The organism is bacterium (genome assembly GCA_035454885.1).
Taxonomy (GTDB): domain Bacteria; phylum UBA10199; class UBA10199; order JACPAL01.
Genome location: DATIGE010000010.1, coordinates 1 through 24,897, shown reverse-complemented (window position 1 = coordinate 24,897; position 24,897 = coordinate 1). Strand labels below are relative to the sequence as shown.

Sequence of the window (24,897 nt, the reverse complement as noted above, 5' to 3'; positions counted from 1 at the left end):
CTCGGCCCAAAAGACGCTCACTATTCGGGTGGTTTGGTGGCCGGGGCCAAGATTCTTGAGTTTTTCGGCGACGCGGCGACCGCCCTTTGCCTGCGCGAAACGAGGGGGCTGAACGAGGGCCTCTTTCGCGCCTACGAGAGCGTCGATTTTCTCCGGCCCGTCTACGCCGGCGACACGATCGAGGCGACGGCCAGGATCACGAGGATCGGAAACACCTCGCGCACCATGGAGTTCTCCGCTTACAAGACGGGTCAGCGACGCGCGTTGATCGCGAAGGCGAAGGGGACGGTGGTGATTAGCCCGGATAAACCTGCCCGGCGGCGATGACCAACCGCGCGGCCGTATCCCGTTCCGAGGCGGCCGCCGCCAGCGAGTGGAGATGGAGGGCGACCAGGGCCAACAGGGGCATGCTCCCCTCCACCTCCGCGGAAACCTGCATCTCGGCCTTCCCCGAAGGAAAATCCATCAGGACCCTTTGAGTGGCATCGTAGAGCCTGATCTCACCGCCGGTTCCGCGCGCGAGGCGGAAGTCGATGCCCACCAGGCTTCCGAAATGAGAGGCGGCGGCAAGCGGGGCGGTGGCCCGGTTGGAGGAGCGCGGGTGCCGCTGGCGCCCCATCAGCAGGTCGGTCAACAAGGCCGGATATTCGGCCCCCTCCCGGACGAAGAGAGGTGATTTTTGAAAATAATCCGTCAGGACGTACGTGCTTAGGAAGGCGATGGAACTTTCGGTCATCTTCCGCTTGAAGAGGAGCGCCATCTCCCCGAGCCGGGTCGTGGCCTCGGCATGTTCCGTCCATGGGACGCCCGCGTAACAATGCTCCAAAGCCAGAAAGGTCGCGCCGATCGGCCCGGAGCCCTGGACGAAAGAGGCCTGTTCCGCGGTCCCGAGGGCCAGAAGCGGGCCCAACGGAATGAGATTCGAAATGACGAGGGGGGATGGCATGGCGGACGATTCGACACTGGGAGGCTAAAGTTGTGGGGATTGTGCGGAAACAGTAAAATGCTGCCGGTGAACCAGGTCATCCTGACGGCCGCCTTGGTGGGCGCGGAACTGACGCGAAGGGAAACGCCGTACCTGCCCCTGACGCCGGTGGAGATCGCCGATGCCGCGCGGATGGCCGTCGATGCCGGGGCCGCCGTGGTGCACCTTCACGTCCGCGACGAAAACGGGGCACCGACGAATGCCGCGGCGAGGTTCCAAGAAGCATTGACCGCCATCCGCCGCGTTTGCCGGCCTGTCCCCATCCTTCAGGTGTCGACCGGCGGGGCGGTGGGGGATAGCCTCGAGAGCCGCGCGGAACCCCTGGAGGCCCGGCCCGACATGGCCTCCCTCAACTCCGGATCGGTCAATTTCGGCGATGCCGTTTTCGCAAACCCCATCCCCTTCATCGAATTCCTCGCCCAACGGATGGGGCGGAAAGGGATCAAGCCGGAGATCGAGGTCTACGACCTCTCCCACGTCGAGACGGCCGTCCGATTGATCGAGAGGGGGGAGATCCAGCGTCCCGCCCAGTTCCAATTCGTGATGGGCGTGAAGGGGGCGATCGAGGCGACGGAGGAGAATCTCAAACTGTTAGTCTCGAGAATTCCCAAGGAGTCGACGTGGACCGTGGCCGGCGTCGGCCGCCACGAGTTCCCGATGGCCGAGCTGGCTCTGACCCTGGGCGGCCACGTCCGCGTCGGGCTCGAGGACAACCTCTATCTGGAGAAGGGCGTCCTCGCGAAGGGGAGCCACGAGCTCGTCCAGAAAGCCGTTGAACTGGCCCGTCGCCATGGTAGGGAACCTGCGTCGCCCACGGAGGCCCGCAAAATCTTATGCCTGGAATCGGCGTCGTCCTGAATCCCCATTCGAAGCGGTACAAGAAGAATCCCGAAAAAATGAAGCGCATGGGCTTCATCGTCGGCGACAAGGGCCACTTCGGTGCGACGAAGGATCTGAACGACATCGGGCGCGTGGCCCAGGAATTCAAGGAGCATGACATCGACATCCTGGCCTTGAGCGGGGGGGACGGGACCAATCACCGGACGCTCACGACCTTCATCGACGTCTACGGCGAAAAGCCGCTCCCGAAGATCGCTTTTTTGCGCGGCGGGACGCTGAACACGATCGCCTTCTCCTGTGGCATCTACGGGTCCCCGGAAAAGATTCTTACGAATCTCCTTTACAAGTACCACGAAGACGAGCCCTTCGAGACGACCGAGATTACGATTACGAAGATCAACGAGTTTTACGGCTTCATCTGGGGCGTTGGCGTCATCTTCCGCTTCATGGACGCCTACTACGACCAAGGCGCGCCGTCTCCGGCCCGGGCGGGATGGACGCTCGCCAAGGCCATCGGGTCGGCGATGATCAACGGGCCGTTCGCCTGCAAGATGTTCGAGCGGATGGACGGGCAGGTGACGGTCAACGGCAAGCCCTGGCCGTTCAAAAACTATTCCGCGATCTACTCGGGCTCGATCGAATATCTGGGGCTCGGGTTCCGCGTCTTCTACCTGGCGCGCGATCCCCAAAAGTTCCACGCCGTCGGTTTTTCCCTCCCCCCGCGGAACGTCCTTCGCTACGTCCCCCTCATGTTCCTGGGCCGTCCCTCCGGATGTCCGGACCTGATCGAGGAGGCGGCGAGCGAAATGATCATCGAGCTCAAGGAACCCGCGCCCTTTACGATTGACGGCGACCTGCACCCGCCCACGGATTATTTCCGGATCACCCCGGGGCCCCGATTGACCGTGATCGTAAAGTAAGATTGGCACTTCGGTTGCATAAGCTCCCCCTCAGGAGCCTTCATGCGCACCAAAATCCGGAAAAAGGTTATCAAAATGATAAAGATTATCACTTTGATACCGGCGAGCGTGGCCTACCTGCTCATCGCCGGCTGCAACTCGGGTGATTCCTCCAAGGGAGGTCCCGCCGAGGTGAATCCGGATGTCGGCATTTCGGGATCGCCCGAGGCGAGTCCCGACCCCCTGAAAGAGCTCCAGGACGAAGGCAAATTGCCCACCTACGGGACGGGCCCCAAGACGACGCCGCCCACGGGCACGACGGTCGAGGGCCTGAGCGTTTTCCCGCCCACGATCGACCCCGACCAGGACAACGTGCCGAACAGCGCGATCACCGGCCACCCGGAGATCGCGATCGACAACTGCCCGAACGTCTTCAATCCCGGCCAGGAGGACTCCGACGGGGACGGAGTCGGGAATGCGTGCGAAAGCTGACGAACTGTGTTAATCGGTTTCCATGCCCTTGGCCGTCGGTCTGATGTCCGGCACCTCCATTGACGGGATCGACGCCGCCCTGGTCGAAATTTCCGGAAAATCTCCGCGCTTGAGGATCCGCCTGGTCGACTGGGGCATCTTTCCTTTCCCCAAAGGGCTGAAAGAACGCGTCCTTGCCGTCTCGCACCCCTCTGAAAAGGGCGTCGGCGAGATCTGCCGGCTCAACTTCGAGTTGGGCGAACTCTTCGCCGGTGCCGTGATCCGTCTCGCGAAAAAGGCGCGGGTGCCCGTGAGCCGCCTCTCCGTCGTCGGCTCGCACGGGCAGACGATTTGCCACTTGGGGGGGGAGGGGACGCTCCAAATCGGAGAACCGTCGGTGATCGCCGAGAGGACGGGCATCGCGACGGTGGCGGACTTCCGCCCGAGGGACATCGCCGCGGGCGGGTTCGGGGCGCCGCTGGCCCCGTATCTTCATTATCTCCTGTTCCGCCATCCCAAGTGGAACCGCGCCGTCCAGAATCTGGGAGGGATCGGGAACCTCACGATGATCCCCAAAAAGGCCGGGCCGGAGGACGTGATGGGCTTCGACACGGGGCCCGGCAACATGGTGATCGACGGCCTGCTCCGCGAGATGACCAAGAACAGCATCCATTACGACCATGGCGGAAAAATCGCGGAGAAGGGCGCCGTCTCGCTCAAACTCTTGAAGCGTCTGATGGCGCACCCCTTCATCCTGAAGAGACCGCCCAAGACCTCCGGGCGCGAGGAGTTCGGCCGCGCCTTCGTCCAGTCGATCCTCGTGCAGTCGCGGAAAATCGGCCTCAGGGAGGAGGACATCATCGCGACGGCCACCGCCTTCACGGCGTCCTCCATCGCCACGAACTACCGGAAGTTCGTCTTCCCGAAGATGATCCCCGACGAGATCATTTTCGGGGGAGGCGGCATTCACAACGCCACCCTCATGCGCATGATCCGCGCGGAGCTCCCGAACATAAAGATATCGAGCTTCGATCTTTACGGGATCCCCGCCGACGCCGCGGAGGCCGTCTGTTTCGCGGTCCTCGCGCACGAGACGCTTCACGGACACCCCACCAACATTCCGTCGGTGACGGGGGCGAAAAGATCCGCGGTTTTGGGTAAGATAGTGCCGGGCAATAGCGAACGAAGTCCAGCTTAGCTGGACGGAGAGAACGATGAGACAGATAATGAGTAGATGGGGGTCGGGGGGAGAGCGGGATCTCCCCACGCTATGAAAGAACACCTGAAGGCCTACATCGACGAGAGCAAGACCGCGCATGTGAGGGGGTTGAGGATCCTCCTCGAGTATTTCTACGCCACCGAAATCTTCGAAGAGATCACGCGCGGCGGCGTGAAGATCATCTCCATCTTCGGTTCGGCCCGGACCAAGCCTCATTCCGCCGAGTACCGCCTGGCGCACCAACTCGGGGGGTTGCTTTACAAGACGGGATTCGCCGTCGTCACCGGCGCATCCCGCGGCATCATGCAGGCGGCCAACCAGGGCGTCGCGGACGCCATCGCGGAGGAGATCGTGAAGGGGAGGAAGGCGCGCACCCCGGAGGAGGCCCGCGAGACGGCCTTGTATCAGAAGCGGCTCAAGAGCCGTTCGGTGGGCTTAAGCATCTCGCTGCCGATGGAATCGGAGAACAACCCGTTCGTGGGCGTCAGCGCGACCTTCCATTACTTCATGGTGCGCAAGTTCTTCTTCGGGACGCTGTCCTCCGGATTCATCGCCTGCGAGGGGGGATGGGGGACGCGGGACGAGCTTTTCGAAATACTGACGCTCGTCCAAACGGGAAAGGCCCCGGTCCTGCCGATCGTCTATCTCTCGCCGAATGCCGATCACCTTGAGCAGGACCTGCGTCATGCGCTCCGGAAAAAATACATCGCGGCGGAGGATCTGAACCTGCTGCGGATCGTGAAGACTCCCGAACAGGCCGCGCGGGAGATCTCTCAATTCTACCGGAACGTCCGGTCGCTGACGTACGAGCGCGACCAGATGGCGCGGCTCGTTCTGGAAAGGGCGGTCTCTGAGGGGAAAAAAAGGGCCGTCGAGAGGATTCTCCTGGAGGAGATGGACCCTCAGGATCTGGAGTGGAGCGGCCGCGAACTCCTGCTACACGGCTACCGCCCGCATTCCTACGGTTTCCTGCGACGGGCGATCGACCTCTTGAACCGGCCCTGAACTCGCCGGTGCTTTAGAGATAGGAAAGCTTCACCCGCCCCGACCGCAAGTCGTCCTCGGCCTGGCGCAAACGCTCCAGCGTGCCCAGATCGTTCCAATAACCGCCGTAGAGGTATCCGCTGATCTTCTGGCCCGCGTCGATGGCGGGTTGGTAGCCTTGGCGGATCAGGCAGGCCTCGCGATCACGGGGGAGAAAATCGAGGAACTTCGGATCGAGATACTGAACGCCGGTGTACATGAGAGGGCGGAGGCCTGTCTTGCGGGGCGGTTCCGCCCCGAAGCCCAAGATCCTATCGGCGCGTCCGACCCAAACGGGCGTGAAGTTGGAATCCGCGGCCCGCTCGCGCACCACCATCGTGGCCAGCGCCTTTTTCTTCTTGTGATGGCGGTGAAGCGCCCTGAGGTCCACGTCGATCAGGACGTCGCTGTTGAGGACCAGAAAGCTCTCGCCTTCGAAGAACCTCGATGCCTTCTTGACGCCGCCGCCGGTGCCGAGGATTTTTGGCTCCCAGGAATAATGGATGCGAAGCCCGAAGCGGGAACCGTCGCCCAGCTCCCTTTGGATCAGATCGCCCAGGTGATGAAGGTTGATGACGACCTCGCGAATGCCGTGCTTTTGCAGCAGCTTGAGCGAATATTCGATGAGAGGGCGGTCGTCGACGAGCAGGAGGGCCTTGGGCGTCTTGTCGGTCAGGGGGCGCAGGCGCGTGCCGAGACCGGCGGCGAGGACCATCGCCTTCACGCCGTCCTCCATTCGGGAACGTATTGTTTGAGGAGATCGAAAAGCTCTTTCTGATCTATTTGCCTCTCGAATGCCTCGCGGACGTAAAGAAGCGAATTGGGAATATGCTTCAGAAACGACGGATTGCCCTTCACCCGGTCGATGTAGACGAATCGGCCCGCGTCCTTGAGCTTGCGCTGGATCGTCATCAGGTCAAACATCACGAGATAGTCGGCTCCCCGGATGCCCGTATCCCGACGGTCCAAATAATATTCGATCAGCTCGTCGATCAGGAGGGGAGAAAGGGAGACATACGAATCGCGCAAGAGAGCGACCAGGTCGTAGGGATGCGGTCCCATGAGCGCATCCTGAAAATCCAGGAGGCGGAGCGTGTCGTCCTGGATCATGAGGTTACGGCTCTGAAAATCGCGATGCGCGAGGATCTGAGGGAGCGCCGTGAGTCTGTCCGTCACCCGGTGCATCAGGGCGCGGATGGTTTGCGCGTCTTTCCGGGGGATCTTCAGTCCCAGTCTCTCTTCCACACCATATTTCAAAAAGTGATCGAACTCCCAATCCAATAGGGTCGGATCGAAGGAGCGCTGAAAGGCGACGCAATCGGAATCGGTTTCATCGGTTCGTTTCTGAAACTCGACCAGGAGGTCAACGGCCTTCCGGTACCACAAGCGACGAACGTCGTCCCCGGCCGCGGAAACGCGCCTCTCCAGGGTTTCGTCCCCGACATCCTCCAGGATGAGGACGCCCGATTTCTCATCCGCAAAATGGATCGCCGGAACGGGCAATCCCCTCTGCGTCAAGAAACGGCCGATATTCACGAACGGGATCTCCGCCGGTTTTGACTTGAGATTGGTGATTTCCTCCGAGGCGCTGGCCTTTCCTTCCGGAAGTTTCATCACGACGAAGGAATGCCCGTCTTGGAGCGCCAGGCGGTAGTAAATGCGGTAGGAGGCATCGCCCTGGAGTTTGGTGAGCCTGAGTCCACGAGGCGATACCTTCAATCGCTCCGCGAGAATTCGCTCCAGTTGGGTTTCAAGTTCGATGGTCATGATGTCTTAGGGAAGGGGGAGCACCGTGAAGGGGAGGGCGTTGCTGGTTCGTCCTTCCGTGACGACGATGATGGCTGTCTCCCCTTCGGCCGCGTCGTCGGGCATGAGGAAGGTGAGGGACTCGGTCCCGTCCTCGGCGACGTCGTAGGCGTCGGCCGCTTGCGTCACGCCCCCCACGGAAACGATGTTCTCAGGCGCCACGTAGGAGAAGCCCCGGCCGGCGAGGATCACCGTGTCGCCGCCGGAAGCGGCGTCGGGGTCTGCGGAAAGGACGAGTGGGCGGCTCCCGCTGCTGACGACGTTGGAAGTGGGCTGGGGCCGGTCGATTGCGCTGCAGCCGGCGCCGGCCTGGCAACCGGCGGCGAGGAGGCAGGCGATGAGGAGGAGTCGTCGCGATACCATCGGGTGAGAACCTTTTCCGCGGGCTTGCCGCGAGGCGTATAGCTACGATCGTTTTCTCCCCCTTGTCCATACCAATTCCAAAAATAGACGCCCCCGAGATTGCGGCTCTTGTTCCAGGAGAGGAAGAACGCCTCATAGCAGACGGACTGCTCCTCCAGGTCGACGGGTCCGGGGCGCGTGTAATCCCAGGGGTGAGCGCAGCCGCCGTCGACGCTCGGATAGCCGATTTCCGTGAAAATGAGTTTCTTCTTGTGCGTCTCCTGCCACGCGGCGATCTCGTTGGAGATGTCCCACCAGCGGCGGACGATTTCCTCGACCGTCGGGGAGCTCGACTTGGCCATTTCGTAGTAGCCGTTGAGGCCGAGGTAGTCGAGATCGTCCCAGAAGCCGATTTTCTTGTAGTGATCCCAATTGGCGGAGTAGAGGATTTCTCCGCGATAGACCTTTCTCACGTCGGCGATGAGAGATTTCCAAAAATCCACGTCCTGTTCCTGCGAGCAAAGTTCTGAGCCCACCAAGTAGAGGGCGACCCCATGTTGCGCGGCGATGCGGGCGTAATGCATCACGAAGCGACGGTAGCTGGCCTGCCAGATTTTGACGTCCCCGGGCGCGATGACTCCCCGCCACTCCTTGGGCTTGCGTTCCTCGAGCCTCAGGATGGGGAAGAGAAAAACCTCCAGTCCCGAGCGGCGCGCCTGGCCGATCACCTGGACGAGCTTCTCGTCCGGGGTCGTGTCGAAATCGCCGAGCGGTTTCCAGCGGGGGTAGATTTCGTTCGCGTGGATGTCTTTCTGGTACCACGAGACCACGAGCGACACGTGCGTGGCCCCGAGCGCCTTGATCTCGCGGATCTCGTTCTCATAGTTGTAGTCCGGGTCCTTCGAGTAAAGACCGAGCACGACGCCCTTGTGATAGCCCCAGGCCGTGCCCCAGCCCATGCAGGTCAACAGGACGATCGCTGTGAGGATTCTTTTCATGGGATTCTCGAGGGTCTCAGTTGGGAAATTTGTTGGTTGGCGGAAAAAGAGGCACGGGCTGGATGCCTTCGGAAGCCAGGATTTCAGCGGCGCGCCGGCTTCCGGTCTTGAGCCAGCGCTCGTAGAGACGGAGAAGGTCCGTGTCGCGGGTCACGCTCGCCTGTTCGCTCACCTCCGACAGGACGTCCGCGTAGGCCATGAAACGGCGGGCCAGTTCCGAGAAAATTTCGGCCAGGGCGGACTTTCGCGCGACCAGGTTCGAGAGGTTGCCGTAGGCGTTTTCGCCCATTTGGACATAGTAACCCACGTCCACCAGGCGGCGCGATAGACTTTCCGGGAAGAATCCGGAAATGAAGAGAGAAAAGTCTCCAAGCCGTTTCAGGAGCTTGATTTGCAGGGCTGCATCCGCATGGGCCGCCCGCAAATAGAGAAACGCCAGGGGTTCTTCCCGAAACCCTTCGGGGGGCTCCCCATAGACCTCGGCGGTGGTCATGGATTGGGTCAAAAGGTTCACCAGATAGAATTCGATGGCCTCGGGGGCCTGGAACCTGAGGGACTTCCTCACCAGCTCCCGAAAGTATTCGGCGAGGCTTTGTGTCGGGTCCGGCGCGCTCAAAGAATAAGCATCCGCCATCTTGGCCGCTCCAGGCTCAGTATAGCGGGTCCCGTCGGAAAATCGAACTAAAATATAAGCAACATTTGCCCCGGACGGACGATAAAGCACACAGAAGGTTGACTCTGACTTTCACTAGGGGGTCTGAATTTTAGGGCATAACCCTGGGGTGGAGGACGGAGAGAGGAGATTCACCTTCACCCCATAATCCCCCATCTCCTCTCTCCTTTTATAAACGGCCCTGCGTGTTCCGCAGGGCCGTTTTTATTTTCCGTTCTTATATCCCTTCGCGATCAAATAAACCTCGGTCGAGGTCTTGCGCGTCGCGTCGGGGATGAAGGTCTTGATCTGGGCAAAGGTGTTTTTCAGGTTATTCTTGAAGAGCTCCAGTTCCTCGCCGGGGAAGATTTTGACCACGAAATCGCCGCCTTCCCTGAGGAAGATCCGGCAGAGTTGAAACGCCTGTTCGGCTAGCTCGTAGGAATTGTAGTGGTCTTGGAATTTGATCCCGGAGAGGTGCGGGGCCATGTCGGAGAGGATGATGTCGACCTTGCGGCCCAGCTCGGCCAGGAGCCTCTGACGGGTGCGTTCCTCACGGATGTCACCCTGGATGAACGTCGCGTTCTTCTCCTGAAAGGGCGGGAGGGTCTCCAAGTCCACGCCCAGAACGTGCCCGAAGGGGCCGATCTCCTTGGCAGCCACCTGAACCCAACTTCCCGGAGAACAGCCCAGGTCGACGACCGTTGAACCCTTCTTGAAGAGCTTGAACCTCTGGTTCATCTCCATCAGCTTGAAGGCGGCGCGAGACCTGAGACCTTCATCCTTGGCCTTTTTGAAGAAACGATCTTTTCTTTGATAAGCAGGCATCTTTGTTTTCCTCGATAATTATCCATGTTCATGTTCATGAATTTGAAAGAAAATCAATAGGTTGCGCTAAAATAAATCACTTTTTATTGAGGGCAGACAAAGGGCCGAATTTATTGCATAATTTGAGATGATGACGCTGACCGAACTCGAACAGGACCTCGATCTCATCTGGCACGGGGTGAATGACCCTGCTAACTTGGAATTCTTTTTAAAATCGAACATTTATTGGGCTGAAGGGGATGTCAGGGGGCACGAAGACGGTCTTTTGGTCCTCCGGCACGACCCTTGGGAGACGCACCCCCTCCGTCCGGAGGAAGGGCTCCTGGATTTTCGGGATTGGCTCAAGGCCGCCCATGAGGCGGGCAAGGGGATTCAGATCGACCTGAAGGAGGGAGGGTCCACGATGGACCGGATGATCCACCTTCTGAAGGAAGTCCGGTTTCCCGAGTCCCGGCTCTGGTTCACCACCAACCTGAAAGACGTTGCGATCGAGGACTACGGCCGTTTGGGCCGGACCTTTCCCCACGCCCGGCTGCAATCGACCATTCCGCTCCGGTTCATGTTTCAGGACATGACCGTGGACGATCGAACCTCGTGGCTCGACCTCAATCGCGGCCTCGGGGCCCGTTTTCTTTCCATTTCCTGGTACGACGAGCCGACGGCGGGTGAATTGGAAGAAATCCGCAACGCCGGATTCGGCATCAATCTCTTCTACGTGAATACCATGGAGGACATCCGGAAGGCCGTCGCCCTCAAGCCGGACGCGATCACGTCGGATTTTCACGTCCCCGAATGGGGGCTCTTCGGCCGGGGGTCGGGGGAAAACGGGTTCTATTTAGAAAAGGCTTAAATTGACGGGAGGCGCGGGGTCCTTCCAGTTGACCCTGGCCGTCAGCCGGTTGGAGCCGTCCTTGGAGAGATAGTAGACCAGACCGTTCTTCTTTCCGAATTCATAGACGTCCTTGGTGAGCCGCACGTCGTCCAGACAATACTTCTTGAGCTTCTCCATCTCGCCCGAACGGTAATAATGGATGGCGTCCAGGCCCGATCCGCTCTTGCCCACGCCCAGGGTCGCCGAGGCGACACTCTGCAGGCTCACCCGGTGGCCGAGCGTTTTCTCCAGGTCGTCCATGATGTCGAGGAGCGGCATCTGCCCCAAGTCGATGTGCTTCAGGTAGGGCTGGAGGACTGGAAAATCGAACCGGCGGATATTGAACCCAATGACGCGGCTCGCCTTGGAGAGCCGGAGTTCCAGCTCCGGCAGACGGGTCTCTTCGTAACAGGCGTACTCGTCGTTCTCGTAAAAATAGACGCCGGCGACCGAGACGCCCAGGTCGCCCGGATTCCGGGTGCCGATTTCGTCGAAGATCTTCTGCGTCTCTAGGTCCAAGACCACTTGGCGGTGGGGCATAAAAGGCTAGTTAAGAAAATGCCGGGCGGCGGACAAGGGAATTTTAAGGAACGGAGAGACTTCTCCAAAACTCGCAGAAGCGCTTCCAAAAGGAAAGGATGTCGAAGGGATAGGTTTTCAAATCCGTCGAATGGGTCTCGGCCCGCTTCCGGCAGAGGAGGTGGAGGACGCGGTTCGGCGGATGCATCAACCAAAACACGTTCTCCCCGGCCTCCTTCAAGACGTGGCGTATCACCTGCCGGTTCGAATCCGAAGGTTCTATCTCCAAAAGCTCCCGCAGTTCCTTGAGCTCCATTTCGAGCACGAGCGGCAGAGACTCCGGGTGCCGGCTCATCAAATCGATCTCCCGGTCCAAGCCGAAGGGGCGCCACAATCCCATCCGGCTTAATCCCAGATAAGAAAGGATTAGAGATACCTCTGCGCTTAAATCCGGGGAGGCCGGGGCCCCTTCCAGGAAACCGATGGCCGATTGCAGAAGCTTTTCGTCGATGAGACCGCGCCCCCTCGGCCCCTGAAACTGGATGAGAAAATCCCTCTTTCGTCTCAAGCTTTCCTCCCTTTTTGCCCTCTCCAAGGGATTCGCGTCCCTTACGGTGTAAGGAAGGACAAAGGCCCAAGAAGGGTAATCCAAGACGAGTTTCTTTGGGGAAGCGTCCGCGAGCGTCTCGACCTCCAGCTTTTCGGTTTTCTCCACCAGCCTTTCCGTCCCATTTCCCGTCAGAACGGCCATCGGGAGCGCCGGCGCATTCTCCTCGATCCGTTCGGTGGACCCACTTTGCGCCACCCGGGGCGCGGCCTCCTCGATCGGATGCCCCTTGGTGAGGTCGTCGGGAGCCGCCGTCTCCACCATCCCGGAAACATGCTTGACCGTCAGGTCCGTGGGTCCGGTGGGGAACGCAGGGATAATGCCCTGCACACGGATCGGTCCGGTGTCCACGTCGTGAATCGCTTTTTCTGCCTTGGGAAAAACATTCCTGCCGGCCCAAAGAATGTTATCGATGAACCTTGAGGCAGGTTCATCGTTCAAATTCCTCAGTTCAAAGTACTCGCCACCAAGGGCAGTGAAAGTCAGATTTTCAAGGGTGATAAAAATCCGGGTTCTTACCTCCGATCCTTCCGCCGTGTGCAGAGCGATCACGGGAGGCCACGGCCCTTCGGAAAGTAAAAAATCGCTCCCCAACCTTTCGTCGGCCTTGAATATCAAGCGGCCGAAACCGATAGGATCGCTCCGATAGCGGAAGAGATACCCGGGGCCGCTCATGGTCCTCTTGACCAAGGACGTCCTATCCAATTCGTCGCCCGAGAACACGTTATTAGCCATCTGAAGCGGGAGATGCTCCGCGCTAGTTCCGTACATTTGCAAAGAAACAGTGGCCAGAATGGTTTGCACTGCCGTGAGTTGTGACAAGGCGGGGATTGTGAAGGGCATCATGCCTTCTCGATCGGTCCCGTTTTCCAGAAGTTGCCGTTCAATTGGAATGCGACGGTCGCGGGTCAACTAGACGGTGTGGATTTACTGTTCCTCAGGTGCGGATTGAAGGATCTGGCGCAATACCTCGGGATTTCGGACCCCTTCAGGGGCTTTGATCGGGTATGGAGGAGGGACATAGCCCTTCAGAACCCGGAAATCGGGGGCGTCGGTTACGGTGAAGAGGCCGAGGGTCGGGCCGAGAAGTATGTTGCAGGTGTCGAGGATGAGCTTCCCCCGACCGACCTTGAGATCCTCAAAGGCCAAGTTGGGAATCGTCCTGCCGTCTTCCGTTGCCCTCACTTTGGCGGAGAATTGCGTGAACGATGTCTTGGGATAGTCCTCAGGGATAAACGTCAGACAACCCAGCCCGTCCTTCGGACAAGGGTACCACCCGATATCCCCCTCGCAGTCCTCCGTGCGACCCTTGAAGCACTTTTCGCAGAAGAGTTTGAGGCTGAGCGTTCCGTCCCGGCGCAAGAAGAGCAGGGCGGGATCGCCTTCGCGAGGCGCTTCTTGAGACAAGTTCGGTCCGTAGAAGGCCCGGTAGAGAAATTTGGAATTCAGGTCGTCGGCCCCGGTCATGTCGGTCTTCGGCTCGATCGGTCCGGGGCCCGCGGCGACGACGGGCCGGGGTTCTTCGACGGGGGCGGTCTTGTCCTCAAAGGCCGATTCAAAGGCCCGCTCGATCGTCCGAGGGTCCGTGCGCGTATCGCCCGTGCTACCCGAGAAATCTTCCCAAAGGCTTCTCTGCGCGACACCAGTTTTCGGGGTAGGAACCTCCGTATTTTCTTGAGGGGCCGTCCCCTTGGGCGTCAAACTTTGTGCGGGGTCGTCCCAGCTTTCGTCGGTGGAGGTTTGCTCGGAAGGGATCTCCTTTTGACCGGCAAAAGGTCCCCGCGGCTGGACGCAGCCCGAAAAGGCTCCCGCGCTCAGTGTGAGCCAGACAAACAGAAGTGCGATCTTTCGCATGGCCGTCGTATTCCCGAATAATAAGCGAAAAAAGTGAGTCGCGCTATCTTTGTAGAAGTTATCGGCTGACGTGGGAGAGAGGTTTCCGTTCAGTTGGAATGCGACGTCTCTGAGAAGCTCACTTTATCTTCGATTCGACGGAAACGGCGGTCAGTATTTCAGAGGCAAGACGGACGATTTCTCTCTCGTCGAATCCATTGGAAATCAATTCGCCGCAAATGCTTTTCGCGAGGATTCTTAGGGTGCGAGTGCGCCTGTCTTCAAGTTTTCGTGGCGGCGGAGGCTCGAGGAAGGTCTCTCCGCCTCTTAAGAGCGCCTGCAAGGCGGCCTCGTCCTCCGCGACCCGCTCAAAAACCCGCGCCGCGGCCTTCCTCAAGGTTCCCTCTGGATTCCGGGCCTCGTCCGGGGTCCAGTGAGGAAGTGGCGTCCGGGCGGATCGGTACATGTTGATCTGCATGGCGGTTTGCGAGGCCTCCGCGGCCAAAACGTGACCCGACTCGGAGAGGGCCTCCGTCATGCGGTCGACACGGGCTTGAAGCTGATCCAATGGATAAGATGCACTATCGGCCAATGAAAGGGACGCTGCCAGCCAAGAGGAGACGCCTATATTTGCTCCCATGGTAACCATAAAGTCCTCCATACCTGTCTTGTCGATGCGTAAAGGCCAAAGTTGCCGTTCAGTCAAAATGCGACCAAAGGGGTCAGCGCCGGGTTTTGAAGGGAAGAGCAAGCCGTTCGCGCATCCACTCGGTATCCTTTTCGAAACCGGCCTGCACCATCGACTGCGCAATCCAATTGAGAACCTGGCTGCGTCTGGATTCGTCGGGGATCCTCTGCGCCGTTTGGAAGGCTTCTTTAAAGGTTTTTCTGGCCCAAACTGTGAATTGGGCGGCCCTCAGAGAAACGGCCAATGTCCTGAGATCGCACGCTCGAGAATAAGGATCGGCGGTCAGATTGCCGATGGCCCCTTCAAAAATCCTACGCGCTTCATCGCGGAGGCCTGCCATCGCAAGACAAATTCCGACATATTGGGATTCCACTCCACCTTTTTGCTCTCCCACCACCTCCTGAAAGAGTTCATCGGCGCGCTTCCGGAATCCTGCCTTGGAAATGGACAATGCAAGTCGGGCGAGATGATCTGAACTCCACCTAGACTTCGAAGCGGAACGGGCGAGGGGAATCAGGACTTCGAAGAGTTCAAGGGCCTTCTTCCGTCTCCCGCGATGCGAAAGCGAAACAGCGATGCTCACCAGGAATTCACAATCCCATGACAATCGGTGCGCATGCTCGGCGATGGCCTCCTCCAATATTTCCGAGGATTCCTTATGCCGTCCGGCCTGATCCAGCGCCTCAGCCACCCCCGCTAATGCCTTCGCGCGACCGCTCTTACCGCTGATTCGAGCGTTATGAACGGCTTCGTCGAGAACGGATCGGGACCATTCGGGAAAACCCGCTTCCTGAAAGGACAAGGCCGCGGCGCAGAGGAGCCTGGAACGGATAAAGCGCTCCTTTTGACGGTGAGCCGATTCCAGGCAGACGACGGCCGCGTGGAGCTCCGACCAGGAGCGGCCGGTTCCCAGGCCGTTCAAGACGCTCCCTCCCTGCTCCAGCCTCTCCGCCAGTCGATCGAAGTAACTTCTGATTTCTTGACCTGGATCGTTGAGGCGGACCCCGCTGAAAATAAGATCGGCGATTTCGGAAAAGGGCGCGACGCTTTCCCGGCTTGTGTGACACACCGCCTCCACCACGCGGTGGAAACGATAGAGTGACAGCCGTGCCGACTGGCCCGAAGACAGATTCAGGAGGATCTTGATGGGTTCCCGTCTTAACTGCGCCACGGCCTCCTGAACGGGAGCGCCGGCTCGAATCGCGCCGCCTTGTTCGAGAACGGTCAAAAGAGACAGCGCGATACTTGAGGAAGGGTTGTTGAAAACGGGCATCATACCAAGCTGTCATCGGGGCGCCGCAAAGGAAGTTGCCGTTCAGATGGAATGCGACGCGGCCTTTCAGGGCGCTTATCGAAGAATTCCCGCTATTCGGAGTTTAGCTTCCGGGGCATCGCCGCCACGACGACGGATGGATCCGGCGCCTCCGTTCCGTCGTAGTTGACCATGGCACCCGGTTGAAAATCGAAGAAGGAGGGATCCTTTCCATTCCAAGACGCGTGGTCGTCAAGGAGGGAGAAATCATTGGGACCGAGACCCAGGCGCCGGTTGGCGGCCCGGATCGCGCCCGCGTCGAAGACGTCCCTCTCTTCGAGGGAGAAAAGTTCCGAAGACGTGAGAGACGCGGTTGAGGCGCATTGCTGCAGCGCCTCGCGGCCCCGGAGATAGGCCCAACGCTCGTTGGGGCCCTGCCAGGCCAGGCGCTCGGAATGATCGTCAAAATGGGAACGGGCCCATTCGTGGTGGGCGGTCTCATGCGCCAAGACGACCGCGAGACGAGTGAAATCGCGCCCCACGTAGTCGCCGTGAAGAAGGATCACTCCGAAAAGGGGGATGGCGATTCCCTCGGTCAGCGGAGAGGGCATCAGGGAGCCGGGAAGGATCGCGATGAAGTCGACATTTCGGGCCACGTAGTCGGAGAGGGATTCCCGGCCGGCCATGAACAGAGATATGCGGGAAAGGGGTTCGGGACTGCAGACCTGAGGCGTCCCCAAATCGTCTGGCCGAAGCCACAGGGGCGTCTCGGGATCGCGATCCTTCAGGTCTTGATAGGAAACAACGCGGTCCGTCCCCTGCGGGATCTCGGCCTGGACCTCGCTCCGAATGCGATCGAGGTCGGCCAGCGACAGCGGGATGCCGGTGGCACCGTGATTCAAGAGAAACTTGCTCCATAAACCGAGCTGCAGAGACCGATCGGGTGAGAATTTCTTCTCGATCGGGGCACGCAGGAAATCCGCGTAGATTTCCCGGAATCGAGCCAGATAGGCGAAACGGGCGCCGTAGTCGTCCAAGCGGGAATACGTTCGTTGAATACGCCAGTTTCCAACGACCAGATCGGCGTCCTCCGGAGTGAGACCCGAATTCTTCAATTGCCGGCGGGACGCCTCATCGAGCGCCTTTTCGAAATCCCGGCCAAGGCCATTCGTCACCATGGAAATGACAGTGAGCTCCCGAGCCAGTCTCAGCATCGTCCGTGGTTCCGGACGTCGGGACATGAGCTCCGAGAGGTCGATCGTCCGCGCAACGAGGGTCTCTTCCGTCAGTCCCGAAACATCTTCATAGAGAGGCCATAATCCTTCCGCGGACAGCGTTTTTCGAAGCGCTTCCTCATCGGAGAAAAAGGCGCGGGATTCCTGGAGGGCCTTCTCTCGACCCACCGATGCGACTCGCGCATTCCAGACCTCCCTGTGGGATTTAAAAAAGGGGGCTTCCGGAAGAACGCTGCGGCCGTCGTAAGTGCGAAGCCCGAACAGCAGGTCTCTCATGTTCGCCTGGGAGAATTGGTCCGCGGTGATCAGATGATTCTCCAACTGATAAACCAATCCCCGGCCCGCGGGGCTTAAATGAGGCGCACTGAGCGCCAGAACCCTCTCAATTTCGGAGATTCGGACTTTGGCCAGAACAGATTCATCTTCATAGGCCTTGTGATCGATGGCGGCGAGCCAAAGGTCGAGTTCCCGTTTTGCTTGGGTGTCGGCGACGTCCATCGTCTTGTTTTTCGGTTCGTAGAGGTAGGCCGCCTCGTAAAGGCTTTTCAGTTTGGCGGCGATGGCCTCGGTCGGAAGGGAGGCAATCCTTTCCGAGACATCTTGAAGGTGGTTTTTGAAGAGGGCCGCTCGGCCCGGTCCGCAGGCCGTGAGGGAGGCGAAGCGGTCTCGATCCTCCTGATGGAAGAAGGAAGGGGAGACGGTGTGCCGGGCCAATGCCGTGATCTCCGGGGAGGGATCGACGGAGCCCTCCCGCCGTTCTTCCGGGGAGTGAGTGGGGAGATCGGCGATGACACACGTTTTGTAACAAACATCGGTCATCTTATTTTCCCGCTTTTCCGAGCCAGCGCCGGATCGTCGAGTAGCTCACGCGGTCAGGGAGCCCGCGCACGACCCGGTGGTAAAATTCCCACGGGCGGACGCCGAGCGGGCGGTACTCCCGCTCGTAGAGCCCGCAAATGCGCTCCTTGACGGAAGGCGGCGTGAGATTGTTCGACGGCTTCCCGCAAAGCCCGTGGACCAAGCCCTCGCGGCCGGACTCGCGAAGCTTCCGAATCTTCCTCCAGACGGTCGCCCGGTGGAGCTTGAACCGTTCGCAGATCTCCTTCAGGCGAACGGCGCCCGCCAGGTACTGCTCGATCATCGTGATTTGGCTGACTTCTTCCATAAGGCGCCCTTCACGGATCGGGCACGTTACAAGTCTCTCCTGAGCGCGCAGCAATGGATCATCCTATTGGGATTCTCCGCGAAGCCCGCGAAGGCAATCTCCGCGGACGGCTTTCCGCAGACGTCTTCCGCCCGGTCGACCAGATCGCCGTACTCGTCCTGGTCGTCCACGCAAATGTAGCCCCACGATTCGCCGAAAGACTTGAGACTGAAGCCGTCGATGCAGCTCGTCTGGGTCGTCTCAATTTGCGGCGGCGGCGTGGAGGCGGGACGGATGCATCCGTACCAGACGGCCGAGACGCCGACGAAAAACGGGGCTTCGGCCGGGCAGTCGACTTTCTTTGGGAATGAGCCTTCACCGACGCAAAGATATCCATCGGTCACCGGCGTGAACCCCGACGGCGTCATGACCATGAGCGCGCCCCTGGGCGGCGCGAGGTCCGTGCACATCTTTAGGGTCCGGTCCAGAAAGTCAGACTCTCCGGCCTCCACCTTGCGATAGCGGGCGCCGCAATCGCCCGCCGTGAGAGCCTCGAATGCCCCTCGATCGCGAAAGATTCCCGCTTTCGGGTTGCGCATGATATCGGCGAAAGGCCGGCGCGAAAGGCCGGTCGCGATTGAATTCGAAGGTTTTCGGGGCGCAAACGGCCTGGGCGTCATTTTCAACCACGATTCCGCCTCCGCAAAGCCGGGGACGGACGGGGTTGCAAGAATCAGAAGCACGATCGCGAATAGAATACGTCTCATAAATCCCCCCGTTTTTTTCTCCGTCTCAGCAGTGGCTACCACCGTCCGCTTCTCATGATGTTCGATCTGACTTCGGCAAGTGAGCACTCCACATGGAACGTCACGACGTCCGGGATGCAGTTCTCGTAGGCGCATCGGTTGAGCTCTTTCGTGCATTCCCCCAGGGTCTCGGGGTTTTCTTGGTAATCATCTACCTTTTGCTCGATGCAGGCGTCCAACTTGTCAGCCGCCCGCGAATCACAATCATCACTCCGTTGCAGTACCGGGGAGGGTCTGATGGATTCCCGGTTCCAGCGGGTCTTGAAGAGATCGGCACGCAGCCCGCCCTCCGCTCCGGCGGTTGCGGATGCAAACGTGACGGCGGCGAGGATGACGGGAACCAACCGGATGATTGTTTTTCTCATGGTCTCTCTCCTTTTTTAGTTTGTTCGTCCGATGATCTCGCAGAGCGTGTTTTGCTGGGGGGCGCCGAAGAGGCTGGTGATGACGTTGCAGATCGTCCTGTTCTTGCCGTCGTCATGCGGCTTGTTCTTGTCCCGGAGGCAGGCCGCGTAGTCGTCGTCCGCCTGCTGAAGCTGCTGTTGCAGAGACGCGGCGTAGTCGGTCATGCTTTTCAGCCGCGCCTCGAGACTGGCGATGTCTTCGTTCTGTCCGTCAACCTGGTCCTGGCAGCTTTGGAGATCTTCGCTCATGCCGCTGATGGCGTCTTTCAGACTCGTGTATTGTTTTATCTCTTGGGCGCGGGCCGTATGGACGCCGAGCGAGACGATCAGCCCGGCGGCGATCCCCAGGAAAAGGCGCGTGTGTTTCATTTTTTCCCCCTTTGTTGGCTTCGAATTCATCACTTCGCATCCGGAACGAACCGCCAGCCCGTCCCGCCGCGGCACGTCGGGTCCGCGACGGGGACGCCCGCGTTGGCGCCCGAGATCAGATCGGTTAGGCTCCGGCCGTCGTCCCGGATCCAGCCCACGGCATGATCGAGCAGGGTACCGAGGCCGTATCCGGCAAGTCCGGCGCCCGAGACGAGCACGGAGCTCGCTATCGGCGCCGCCCCGAAGGCCGTTCCGACGGGGGCCTTCAGGAGTGTCGCCAGTCCCATGGCGGCGGCCGTCGTGCCACCTCCGCCGGCGGCGGCTTTTTGAACCTCCGGATTACGCGCGGCGAGGCGGATTGACTCGATCATCGTTCGCACCTCGCCGGGTCTGAAGCGGACCCTTTCGGCCGCCTTGTAAACCCAGGGTTTGACCCCTTCTTCGGTCAAGTAGACGGCATGCCTCAGGGCCTGGGCGGTCGCCGGACTCAATTTCTTCGCCACCTCGACGGCGAGTTCGGGCCCGCCTTCCTTCACGAAGATTTTCAAAAAATCCCACGAGCTCATGATCTTCACTGGATTGACATCCATGTTTTCCTCCCTTTGTCTCAGTTGGACGGACGCCGCTATTCGATCTCCGGCGGCGGCAGTTCCGCGGCCGTGCTGTGTGTGCTTTGGAGCCGGCGGAGTTTGTTTTCCGCTTGAGCCAGCCTCTCCGCGTGGCGGTCTTCCTCCGCGGTCATCTGTTGAACGAACTCAAGCTTGGAGACGCGGAGGTTCGTGTCGAGACCTTCGATCGCCAATTGAACGTTCGCCGCGAACTGCATCTCGCGGTCGAGGTTCAACTGGTGCATCTGGAATCGCTGGGACTGGATTTGGGCCAGCTCGACCGTCTTGTGGTCGTCGGACCCGTATCGAAGGGCCTCAGAATAATCGACCGGTGAAGGATAAGCAGAAGATGGATCGTAGTTTGGATTGGCCTTGGTTCCAACACCCATGATTCACCCCCCAGGAGGGGACTGAGCAATCGCAATGCCAGCTCTTATCGGTTGAATTTATTGTATTATTTTAGTTTCATCGTAAAAAAGTAACAGAATAGGAGACCCATTTTGTGTTGAATAGTGCCTATATTGGGAATATCTTAATTGTATGAGTGCTTGGAGGGTGGGGGGGCGGATTGGCTTCGGGAGCTCGGGTGAGGTTTGTCTCGCGGAGACCCCGAAAGGGGTGAAGGTCGCGGTCAAGGTCTTGTCGGTGGCCCGGAGCGAAGAGGAGCGCGGCCTTTTCGAGAATCAGGTCCGGCTCCTGGGACGCCTTCGGCATCCCGCCATCATCTCCGTCTTGGGCTATCTCCTGAAGAGCGATCCGATCTTTGGTGAGGATCGGGGACCTTGTTATTGGATGGAGTTCGTCGAAGGGGAGGATCTCCTGAAGGCCTCCTCGAGGAAGGCGCCGCGGCAGATCCTCGGCTGGTTTCGCGAAGCGCTCGAGGCCCTTCGGTTCGTCCATTCCCAGGGCGTCGTGCACGGCGATCTTTCACCTCAAAACATCCTGATCGATGCGGAGGGGCGTCTCCGCCTCCTCGATTTCAGCGTCCTGCCCGGAAATCCGGGAGGCTCGGGCGTCGCGACGCTTCCCTACATGGCGCCCGAGCGCATCGACGGTCTCCTCGCTCCCGCGGGGGATCTCTTTTCCCTGGGCACGATCTTCTACGAGGCCCTGGCGGGGCGCCATCCGAGGGCCGGGTGCCGGACGATCTCGGAGCTGGTCCACGCCGCACCGCAGCCGCTCCTCGATGCATCCCCGAGGCTTCAAGATTTCGGGGTCGCCTCGCGCGTCATCGACCGGGTGATTCAAGCGGAGCCCTCGCGGCGCTTCTCGGACGCCGGGGGGGTCTTGGATGCCTTGGATCAAGGACAATGGGAGGATTCGGCAGCGGAGGTCGTTCCCTATCATCCCATCCGGATGTTCGGCGCCGACCGGCACTTTGCGGCGGTCGAGAAGGTCCTCGAAACGATCGCCGAGAGCTCCGCCGTCCTGGCCGTGCATGGGGGCCCCGGCGTGGGCAAGACCCGGTTCCTGCGGGAGATCGGTTTCGAGGCCGCCCTGAAGGGGGCGGTCTTTCATCCCTTCGCCGACCTGCATCGCGCGGGCCCGGAAGAGCTGTCCGGCGTGCTGTCTTTTCTCCGCTCCCTTCCGCCCCATGGCGTTTTGGCGGCTCTCGAGTGGAACGACGACGAGGTCCCCGCGGGTCTGCGGCGGTTTTTCGCCCAGCTTCTCGCCTGGGAAGGGGTTCGCGAAATCCGGCCGGAGAATCTGAATCGCGAAGACGCGCTCGCCTTGCTCCAAGGCCCTCTGGATCCCGAATCGGCGGCAGCATTGTTTGAGGCCGTCTTTTCGATCACGGACGGAAACCCAGGGCTCCTGATCGAGACGCTCCGGGCCCTTTCTTCCCAAAAAAAGATTCGTCGCCGGTCGCTCGCGCCGGGATGGAAGGACTCCCTCCGTCTTTTCGGATCTCCGGAAGAGATCCTCTCGGCGCGATTGGGAGACGTCTTGCCCGACACCTTGAATCGTGAGGCCCGGCGGGTCGTGGAGGATCTCTGGAAGGCGGGGAGGCGCAAGGAAGCCCTGGAGGCGCTGGATTACGCCGCCGATCAGATTGGGGACGTCGCGGAGGTCTCGCGCCTCCTTCGGAAGAAGACCAATTTTTTGAACGAGGCGGGGAAGTACGAAGAGGCGATCGCCTGCTGCGACCGGTGGTTCGCCCTCAGGGCCACCGACGAACCCCTTCCCCTCAAGACCGTCAAATACTGGCTGATCACGGGGACGGATCTCCAGAACCTCGAGAGGCACGCCGAGGCGGCTGAACGGTTTCGACGCTGCCTGGAGGAGGGCGCATCGTTTCGCGGGGACGCAGCGATTCAACCCCACTTGGCCCGCGCCGAATCCCTCCTCGGTCTTCATGCCCTTAAGGAAGGACGCCCGGCGGAGGCCCTCGAACGGTTCGAGAGGGCGCTGAAGCTCGCCGGTGCGGACGGACCGAGGCGGGCGGAGATCGGACGCAACATGGCGGCGGCGCTTTCGCGCCTGGGTCGCTGGCCCGAGGCGAAGACCCGTTTGGACGAGGCGAAACGCCTTTGCCGGGAGAATGCCCACGCGGAAGGGGAGTTCTCCACGTTTCTCCAGGAGGGAAACCTGGCTCTGGAAAACGAGGATTTGGACGCGGCGGAGGCGGCCTACGTCCGGGCGGAGGCGATCGCGCGCGGCACGAAGTCCGATCTTCGGCTGGCGATCGCTCGGAACAATCGGGGCCTTCTCGAAAGACGGCGCGGAAATCTCAAGGAGGCCCTCGATTTCCTCCGACCGTCCCGCGACCTCTTCCTGTTTCTGGGAAACCCGAACGACCTCGCGGGCAATTTAAGGGAGCTCGCCCTTGCGGAGGCCTCCGTCGGCCGTTTCGAGGCGGCCCGGATAGCCCTGGGGGAATTGAGGGAGCTTGCACCTTCCTTTCCGGACGCCGCGCCGTGGGCCGGCGAGGCGGAAGGTTCGATCCGCGCGCTCGAAGACGGTTCGGGGCCGCCTCCCGATCCAAAAAAACTTCGTGAGCAGTATGAAAAATTGCCGCCGGAGTTGCAGGTCACGTTCGTCGAACGCGGCGATTGGCGCAAGACTTTCTCCGGCCGAGGAGGGGAGGAGGAGAAGAAATCCATGGTCCAAAATCCTTATCTCGGGGACGTCTTGCCGTCCTTGTGCCGGCTGAACGAACGGCTCCTTCGCGAGGAGGACGTGCCCCGCGTGTTGGAATCGCTCATGGACGCCGCCATGAGGCTCGCGCGGGCGGAGACCGGGCTTCTCGTCCTTAGAAGCGACGCGCCCGCGGCCCAAACCGGGCCCTTGCCGGGCTTCGAGGTGGCCATCTCCCGTGGGCCGGCTTCCCAGCCGGCGCGGACCGATCTCTTGACCTTCAGCCTCTCCGCGATCCGCCGCGCCCTGGAGACGGGAAATCCGGTCGTGACGGACAACGCGGTCCTGGATCCTCTCTTTCGGGAGGCCAGGAGCGTGCATCTGCGGCAGCTGAGGTCCATCGTCGCCCTGCCCGTGCACGGGGCCGACGAGGTCTTGGGGGTCTTCTATCTGGATCATCGCCTGGAGGAAGGTCTCTTCGAGGGAGACCTCTTGGAGGGGCTCAAGGCCTTCGCCGGTATTGCGTCGCTCGCGCTCCAGAAAGGTCGCATGATCACGGCGCTTCGGGAAAAGAACGAGGAGCTTTCGGAGCGCGTCCACATCCAGACGCGCGAATTGAACCGGTCGCGCCTGGTCCTCAAAAACGAGTACAGCGAGATCGTCGGCCGGTCGCCCAAGATGGCCGAGGCCTTGTCGCTCGTCGACAAGGTCACCGACGCGGACGTCCCGGTCTGGATCTACGGGGAGTCCGGGACGGGCAAGGAGGCGATCGCCCGCGCCCTGCATTTCAACGGACCCCGCGCCAAGAGACCCTTCGTCGCCGAGAACTGCGGCGCGCTGCCGGAGAGCCTGCTGGAGAGCGAGCTCTTCGGCCACAAGAAGGGGGCCTTCACGCACGCAACGGCTGACAAGAAGGGGATCCTCCAATACGCGGACGGCGGGACGATCTTTCTGGACGAGATCGCCGATATGAGCCCCGCCCTTCAGGGCAAACTCCTACGGTTTCTTCAGGAGGGAGAAGTCCGGCCGATCGGCGCGCACGAGGCGGTGAAGGTGGACGTTCGCGTCGTTTCGGCCTCCAACAAGGACCTGGCGAGTCTCGTCAAGGAGGGGAAATTCCGGGAAGACCTCTTCTACCGCTTGAACGGCGTCACCGTCCGGCTCCCCCCGCTCCGGGAACGCCGGGAGGACATCCCCCTGTTGGCGGAGCATTTTTTGAAAAAAACCGCCGAGCGGACCCGGAAAGCCCCTGGCCGCCTCGATCCGGCGGCCCTTCGGATCTTCATGGCCTACGACTGGCCCGGCAATATCCGCGAGCTTCAGAACACACTGGCGACGGCCGTCCTCTTCGCAGAGGACGTGGACGGTGTCCACGCCATCACCGTTCGGTCCCTTGCCTTCAAGCCTCAGCTCTGGGAGG

General features: G+C 60.5%; 27 protein-coding genes. 8 read left to right on the top strand and 19 right to left on the bottom strand.

The genetic code is table 11. The features are described from left to right. Positions 1–327: hotdog domain-containing protein (locus VLJ37_02250; protein HSA58492.1), on the top strand; the 327-nt coding region annotated here is incomplete at its 5' end. Here VLJ37_02250 and VLJ37_02245 read toward each other — a convergent pair. Then, complete coding sequence (locus tag VLJ37_02245; GenBank protein ID HSA58491.1) at positions 296–946, bottom strand: hypothetical protein; 651 nt, start codon at positions 944–946, stop codon at positions 296–298. The two genes, VLJ37_02250 and VLJ37_02245, sit on opposite strands and share 32 nt — an antisense overlap. A gap of 57 nt (positions 947–1,003) precedes the next feature. Here VLJ37_02245 and VLJ37_02240 point away from each other — a divergent pair, with 57 nt between their 5' ends. From VLJ37_02240 to VLJ37_02220, 5 genes are all read left to right on the top strand, one after another. After that, positions 1,004–1,843 (top strand): 3-keto-5-aminohexanoate cleavage protein, encoded by an 840-nt coding sequence (locus VLJ37_02240; protein ID HSA58490.1) that lies wholly within the window; start codon positions 1,004–1,006, stop codon positions 1,841–1,843. After that, positions 1,819–2,745: a diacylglycerol kinase family protein gene (locus VLJ37_02235; GenBank protein ID HSA58489.1), complete on the top strand. Its 927-nt coding sequence runs from the start codon at positions 1,819–1,821 to the stop codon at positions 2,743–2,745. The genes VLJ37_02240 and VLJ37_02235 overlap by 25 nt, the downstream gene beginning before the upstream one ends. A 75-nt stretch (positions 2,746–2,820) precedes the next feature. Next, complete coding sequence (locus tag VLJ37_02230) at positions 2,821–3,216, top strand: hypothetical protein (protein ID HSA58488.1); 396 nt, start codon at positions 2,821–2,823, stop codon at positions 3,214–3,216. Positions 3,217–3,238: 22 nt separating this feature from the next. Then, positions 3,239–4,393 carry an anhydro-N-acetylmuramic acid kinase gene (locus VLJ37_02225; GenBank protein HSA58487.1) on the top strand — a complete coding sequence of 385 codons (1,155 nt, stop codon included), beginning with the start codon at positions 3,239–3,241 and terminating at the stop codon, positions 4,391–4,393. A 72-nt stretch (positions 4,394–4,465) separates the two neighbouring features. Beyond that, positions 4,466–5,419 (top strand): TIGR00730 family Rossman fold protein, encoded by a 954-nt coding sequence (locus VLJ37_02220; GenBank protein ID HSA58486.1) that lies wholly within the window; start codon positions 4,466–4,468, stop codon positions 5,417–5,419. A 13-nt stretch (positions 5,420–5,432) separates the two neighbouring features. On the opposite strand, the gene VLJ37_02215 is transcribed toward VLJ37_02220, so the two are convergent. The 6 genes from VLJ37_02215 to VLJ37_02190 all read right to left on the bottom strand — a co-directional run bounded on the left by VLJ37_02215 (position 5,433) and on the right by VLJ37_02190 (position 10,063). Beyond that, the gene (locus VLJ37_02215) at positions 5,433–6,152 is read right to left on the bottom strand and encodes a nucleotidyltransferase family protein (protein HSA58485.1); all 720 of its coding nucleotides are present in this window, start codon (positions 6,150–6,152) and stop codon (positions 5,433–5,435) included. Positions 6,153–6,157: 5 nt separating this feature from the next. Beyond that, entirely contained in the window at positions 6,158–7,204 is a 1,047-nt protein-coding gene (locus tag VLJ37_02210) for a phosphotransferase (GenBank protein HSA58484.1), read from the bottom strand. A gap of 6 nt (positions 7,205–7,210) precedes the next feature. Beyond that, complete coding sequence (locus tag VLJ37_02205; GenBank protein ID HSA58483.1) at positions 7,211–7,435, bottom strand: hypothetical protein; 225 nt, start codon at positions 7,433–7,435, stop codon at positions 7,211–7,213. Then, entirely contained in the window at positions 7,432–8,583 is a 1,152-nt protein-coding gene (locus VLJ37_02200) for a hypothetical protein (protein ID HSA58482.1), read from the bottom strand. The genes VLJ37_02205 and VLJ37_02200 overlap by 4 nt, the downstream gene beginning before the upstream one ends. A 16-nt stretch (positions 8,584–8,599) precedes the next feature. Beyond that, the gene (locus tag VLJ37_02195; protein ID HSA58481.1) at positions 8,600–9,217 is read right to left on the bottom strand and encodes a hypothetical protein; all 618 of its coding nucleotides are present in this window, start codon (positions 9,215–9,217) and stop codon (positions 8,600–8,602) included. A gap of 243 nt (positions 9,218–9,460) precedes the next feature. Further along, complete coding sequence (locus VLJ37_02190; GenBank protein HSA58480.1) at positions 9,461–10,063, bottom strand: RlmE family RNA methyltransferase; 603 nt, start codon at positions 10,061–10,063, stop codon at positions 9,461–9,463. Positions 10,064–10,193: 130 nt separating this feature from the next. On the opposite strand from VLJ37_02190, the gene VLJ37_02185 reads away from it, so the two are divergent. After that, complete coding sequence (locus VLJ37_02185) at positions 10,194–10,913, top strand: hypothetical protein (protein HSA58479.1); 720 nt, start codon at positions 10,194–10,196, stop codon at positions 10,911–10,913. Here the strand turns inward: VLJ37_02185 and VLJ37_02180 are convergent. The 12 genes from VLJ37_02180 to VLJ37_02125 all read right to left on the bottom strand — a co-directional run bounded on the left by VLJ37_02180 (position 10,899) and on the right by VLJ37_02125 (position 20,788). Next, on the bottom strand, positions 10,899–11,474 hold the full coding sequence (locus VLJ37_02180; protein HSA58478.1) for a ribonuclease H-like domain-containing protein: 576 nt from the start codon (positions 11,472–11,474) through the stop codon (positions 10,899–10,901). The two genes, VLJ37_02185 and VLJ37_02180, sit on opposite strands and share 15 nt — an antisense overlap. 43 nt (positions 11,475–11,517) lie before the next feature. Further along, the gene (locus VLJ37_02175) at positions 11,518–12,411 is read right to left on the bottom strand and encodes a hypothetical protein (GenBank protein HSA58477.1); all 894 of its coding nucleotides are present in this window, start codon (positions 12,409–12,411) and stop codon (positions 11,518–11,520) included. Positions 12,412–12,987: 576 nt separating this feature from the next. Further along, on the bottom strand, positions 12,988–13,914 hold the full coding sequence (locus VLJ37_02170; GenBank protein ID HSA58476.1) for a hypothetical protein: 927 nt from the start codon (positions 13,912–13,914) through the stop codon (positions 12,988–12,990). Between the two features lie 118 nt (positions 13,915–14,032). Beyond that, on the bottom strand, positions 14,033–14,461 hold the full coding sequence (locus VLJ37_02165; GenBank protein ID HSA58475.1) for a hypothetical protein: 429 nt from the start codon (positions 14,459–14,461) through the stop codon (positions 14,033–14,035). Positions 14,462–14,615: 154 nt separating this feature from the next. After that, positions 14,616–15,809, bottom strand: coding sequence for a hypothetical protein (locus VLJ37_02160; GenBank protein ID HSA58474.1), 1,194 nt, complete (start codon positions 15,807–15,809; stop codon positions 14,616–14,618). A 137-nt stretch (positions 15,810–15,946) separates the two neighbouring features. Next, positions 15,947–17,887 (bottom strand): hypothetical protein, encoded by a 1,941-nt coding sequence (locus VLJ37_02155; GenBank protein HSA58473.1) that lies wholly within the window; start codon positions 17,885–17,887, stop codon positions 15,947–15,949. A gap of 1 nt (position 17,888) precedes the next feature. After that, on the bottom strand, positions 17,889–18,233 hold the full coding sequence (locus tag VLJ37_02150) for a helix-turn-helix domain-containing protein (protein ID HSA58472.1): 345 nt from the start codon (positions 18,231–18,233) through the stop codon (positions 17,889–17,891). Between the two features lie 26 nt (positions 18,234–18,259). Next, complete coding sequence (locus tag VLJ37_02145; GenBank protein HSA58471.1) at positions 18,260–18,811, bottom strand: hypothetical protein; 552 nt, start codon at positions 18,809–18,811, stop codon at positions 18,260–18,262. A 203-nt stretch (positions 18,812–19,014) separates the two neighbouring features. After that, complete coding sequence (locus tag VLJ37_02140) at positions 19,015–19,383, bottom strand: hypothetical protein (GenBank protein HSA58470.1); 369 nt, start codon at positions 19,381–19,383, stop codon at positions 19,015–19,017. A gap of 15 nt (positions 19,384–19,398) precedes the next feature. Next, positions 19,399–19,791, bottom strand: coding sequence for a hypothetical protein (locus tag VLJ37_02135; protein HSA58469.1), 393 nt, complete (start codon positions 19,789–19,791; stop codon positions 19,399–19,401). 29 nt (positions 19,792–19,820) lie between these two features. Next, positions 19,821–20,381: a hypothetical protein gene (locus VLJ37_02130; GenBank protein HSA58468.1), complete on the bottom strand. Its 561-nt coding sequence runs from the start codon at positions 20,379–20,381 to the stop codon at positions 19,821–19,823. Positions 20,382–20,416: 35 nt separating this feature from the next. Continuing rightward, positions 20,417–20,788: a hypothetical protein gene (locus tag VLJ37_02125; GenBank protein ID HSA58467.1), complete on the bottom strand. Its 372-nt coding sequence runs from the start codon at positions 20,786–20,788 to the stop codon at positions 20,417–20,419. 151 nt (positions 20,789–20,939) lie between these two features. Here VLJ37_02125 and VLJ37_02120 point away from each other — a divergent pair. Further along, positions 20,940–24,897, top strand: a 3,958-nt coding sequence (locus VLJ37_02120; GenBank protein ID HSA58466.1) for a sigma 54-interacting transcriptional regulator, incomplete at its 3' end; no start/stop codon positions are given.

Coding starts and splice junctions, on each gene's coding strand:
- VLJ37_02245 (HSA58491.1), bottom strand. CDS start 946: ATGCCATCCCCCCTCGTCATTTCGAATCTCATTCCGTTGGGCCCGCTT.
- VLJ37_02240 (HSA58490.1), top strand. CDS start 1,004: ATGCTGCCGGTGAACCAGGTCATCCTGACGGCCGCCTTGGTGGGCGCG.
- VLJ37_02235 (HSA58489.1), top strand. CDS start 1,819: ATGCCTGGAATCGGCGTCGTCCTGAATCCCCATTCGAAGCGGTACAAG.
- VLJ37_02230 (HSA58488.1), top strand. CDS start 2,821: ATGATAAAGATTATCACTTTGATACCGGCGAGCGTGGCCTACCTGCTC.
- VLJ37_02225 (HSA58487.1), top strand. CDS start 3,239: ATGCCCTTGGCCGTCGGTCTGATGTCCGGCACCTCCATTGACGGGATC.
- VLJ37_02220 (HSA58486.1), top strand. CDS start 4,466: ATGAAAGAACACCTGAAGGCCTACATCGACGAGAGCAAGACCGCGCAT.
- VLJ37_02215 (HSA58485.1), bottom strand. CDS start 6,152: ATGGTCCTCGCCGCCGGTCTCGGCACGCGCCTGCGCCCCCTGACCGAC.
- VLJ37_02210 (HSA58484.1), bottom strand. CDS start 7,204: ATGACCATCGAACTTGAAACCCAACTGGAGCGAATTCTCGCGGAGCGA.
- VLJ37_02200 (HSA58482.1), bottom strand. CDS start 8,583: ATGAAAAGAATCCTCACAGCGATCGTCCTGTTGACCTGCATGGGCTGG.
- VLJ37_02195 (HSA58481.1), bottom strand. CDS start 9,217: ATGGCGGATGCTTATTCTTTGAGCGCGCCGGACCCGACACAAAGCCTC.
- VLJ37_02190 (HSA58480.1), bottom strand. CDS start 10,063: ATGCCTGCTTATCAAAGAAAAGATCGTTTCTTCAAAAAGGCCAAGGAT.
- VLJ37_02185 (HSA58479.1), top strand. CDS start 10,194: ATGACGCTGACCGAACTCGAACAGGACCTCGATCTCATCTGGCACGGG.
- VLJ37_02180 (HSA58478.1), bottom strand. CDS start 11,474: ATGCCCCACCGCCAAGTGGTCTTGGACCTAGAGACGCAGAAGATCTTC.
- VLJ37_02170 (HSA58476.1), bottom strand. CDS start 13,914: ATGCGAAAGATCGCACTTCTGTTTGTCTGGCTCACACTGAGCGCGGGA.
- VLJ37_02155 (HSA58473.1), bottom strand. CDS start 17,887: ATGACCGATGTTTGTTACAAAACGTGTGTCATCGCCGATCTCCCCACT.
- VLJ37_02150 (HSA58472.1), bottom strand. CDS start 18,233: ATGGAAGAAGTCAGCCAAATCACGATGATCGAGCAGTACCTGGCGGGC.
- VLJ37_02145 (HSA58471.1), bottom strand. CDS start 18,811: ATGCGCAACCCGAAAGCGGGAATCTTTCGCGATCGAGGGGCATTCGAG.
- VLJ37_02140 (HSA58470.1), bottom strand. CDS start 19,383: ATGAGAAAAACAATCATCCGGTTGGTTCCCGTCATCCTCGCCGCCGTC.
- VLJ37_02135 (HSA58469.1), bottom strand. CDS start 19,791: ATGAAACACACGCGCCTTTTCCTGGGGATCGCCGCCGGGCTGATCGTC.
- VLJ37_02130 (HSA58468.1), bottom strand. CDS start 20,381: ATGGATGTCAATCCAGTGAAGATCATGAGCTCGTGGGATTTTTTGAAA.
- VLJ37_02125 (HSA58467.1), bottom strand. CDS start 20,788: ATGGGTGTTGGAACCAAGGCCAATCCAAACTACGATCCATCTTCTGCT.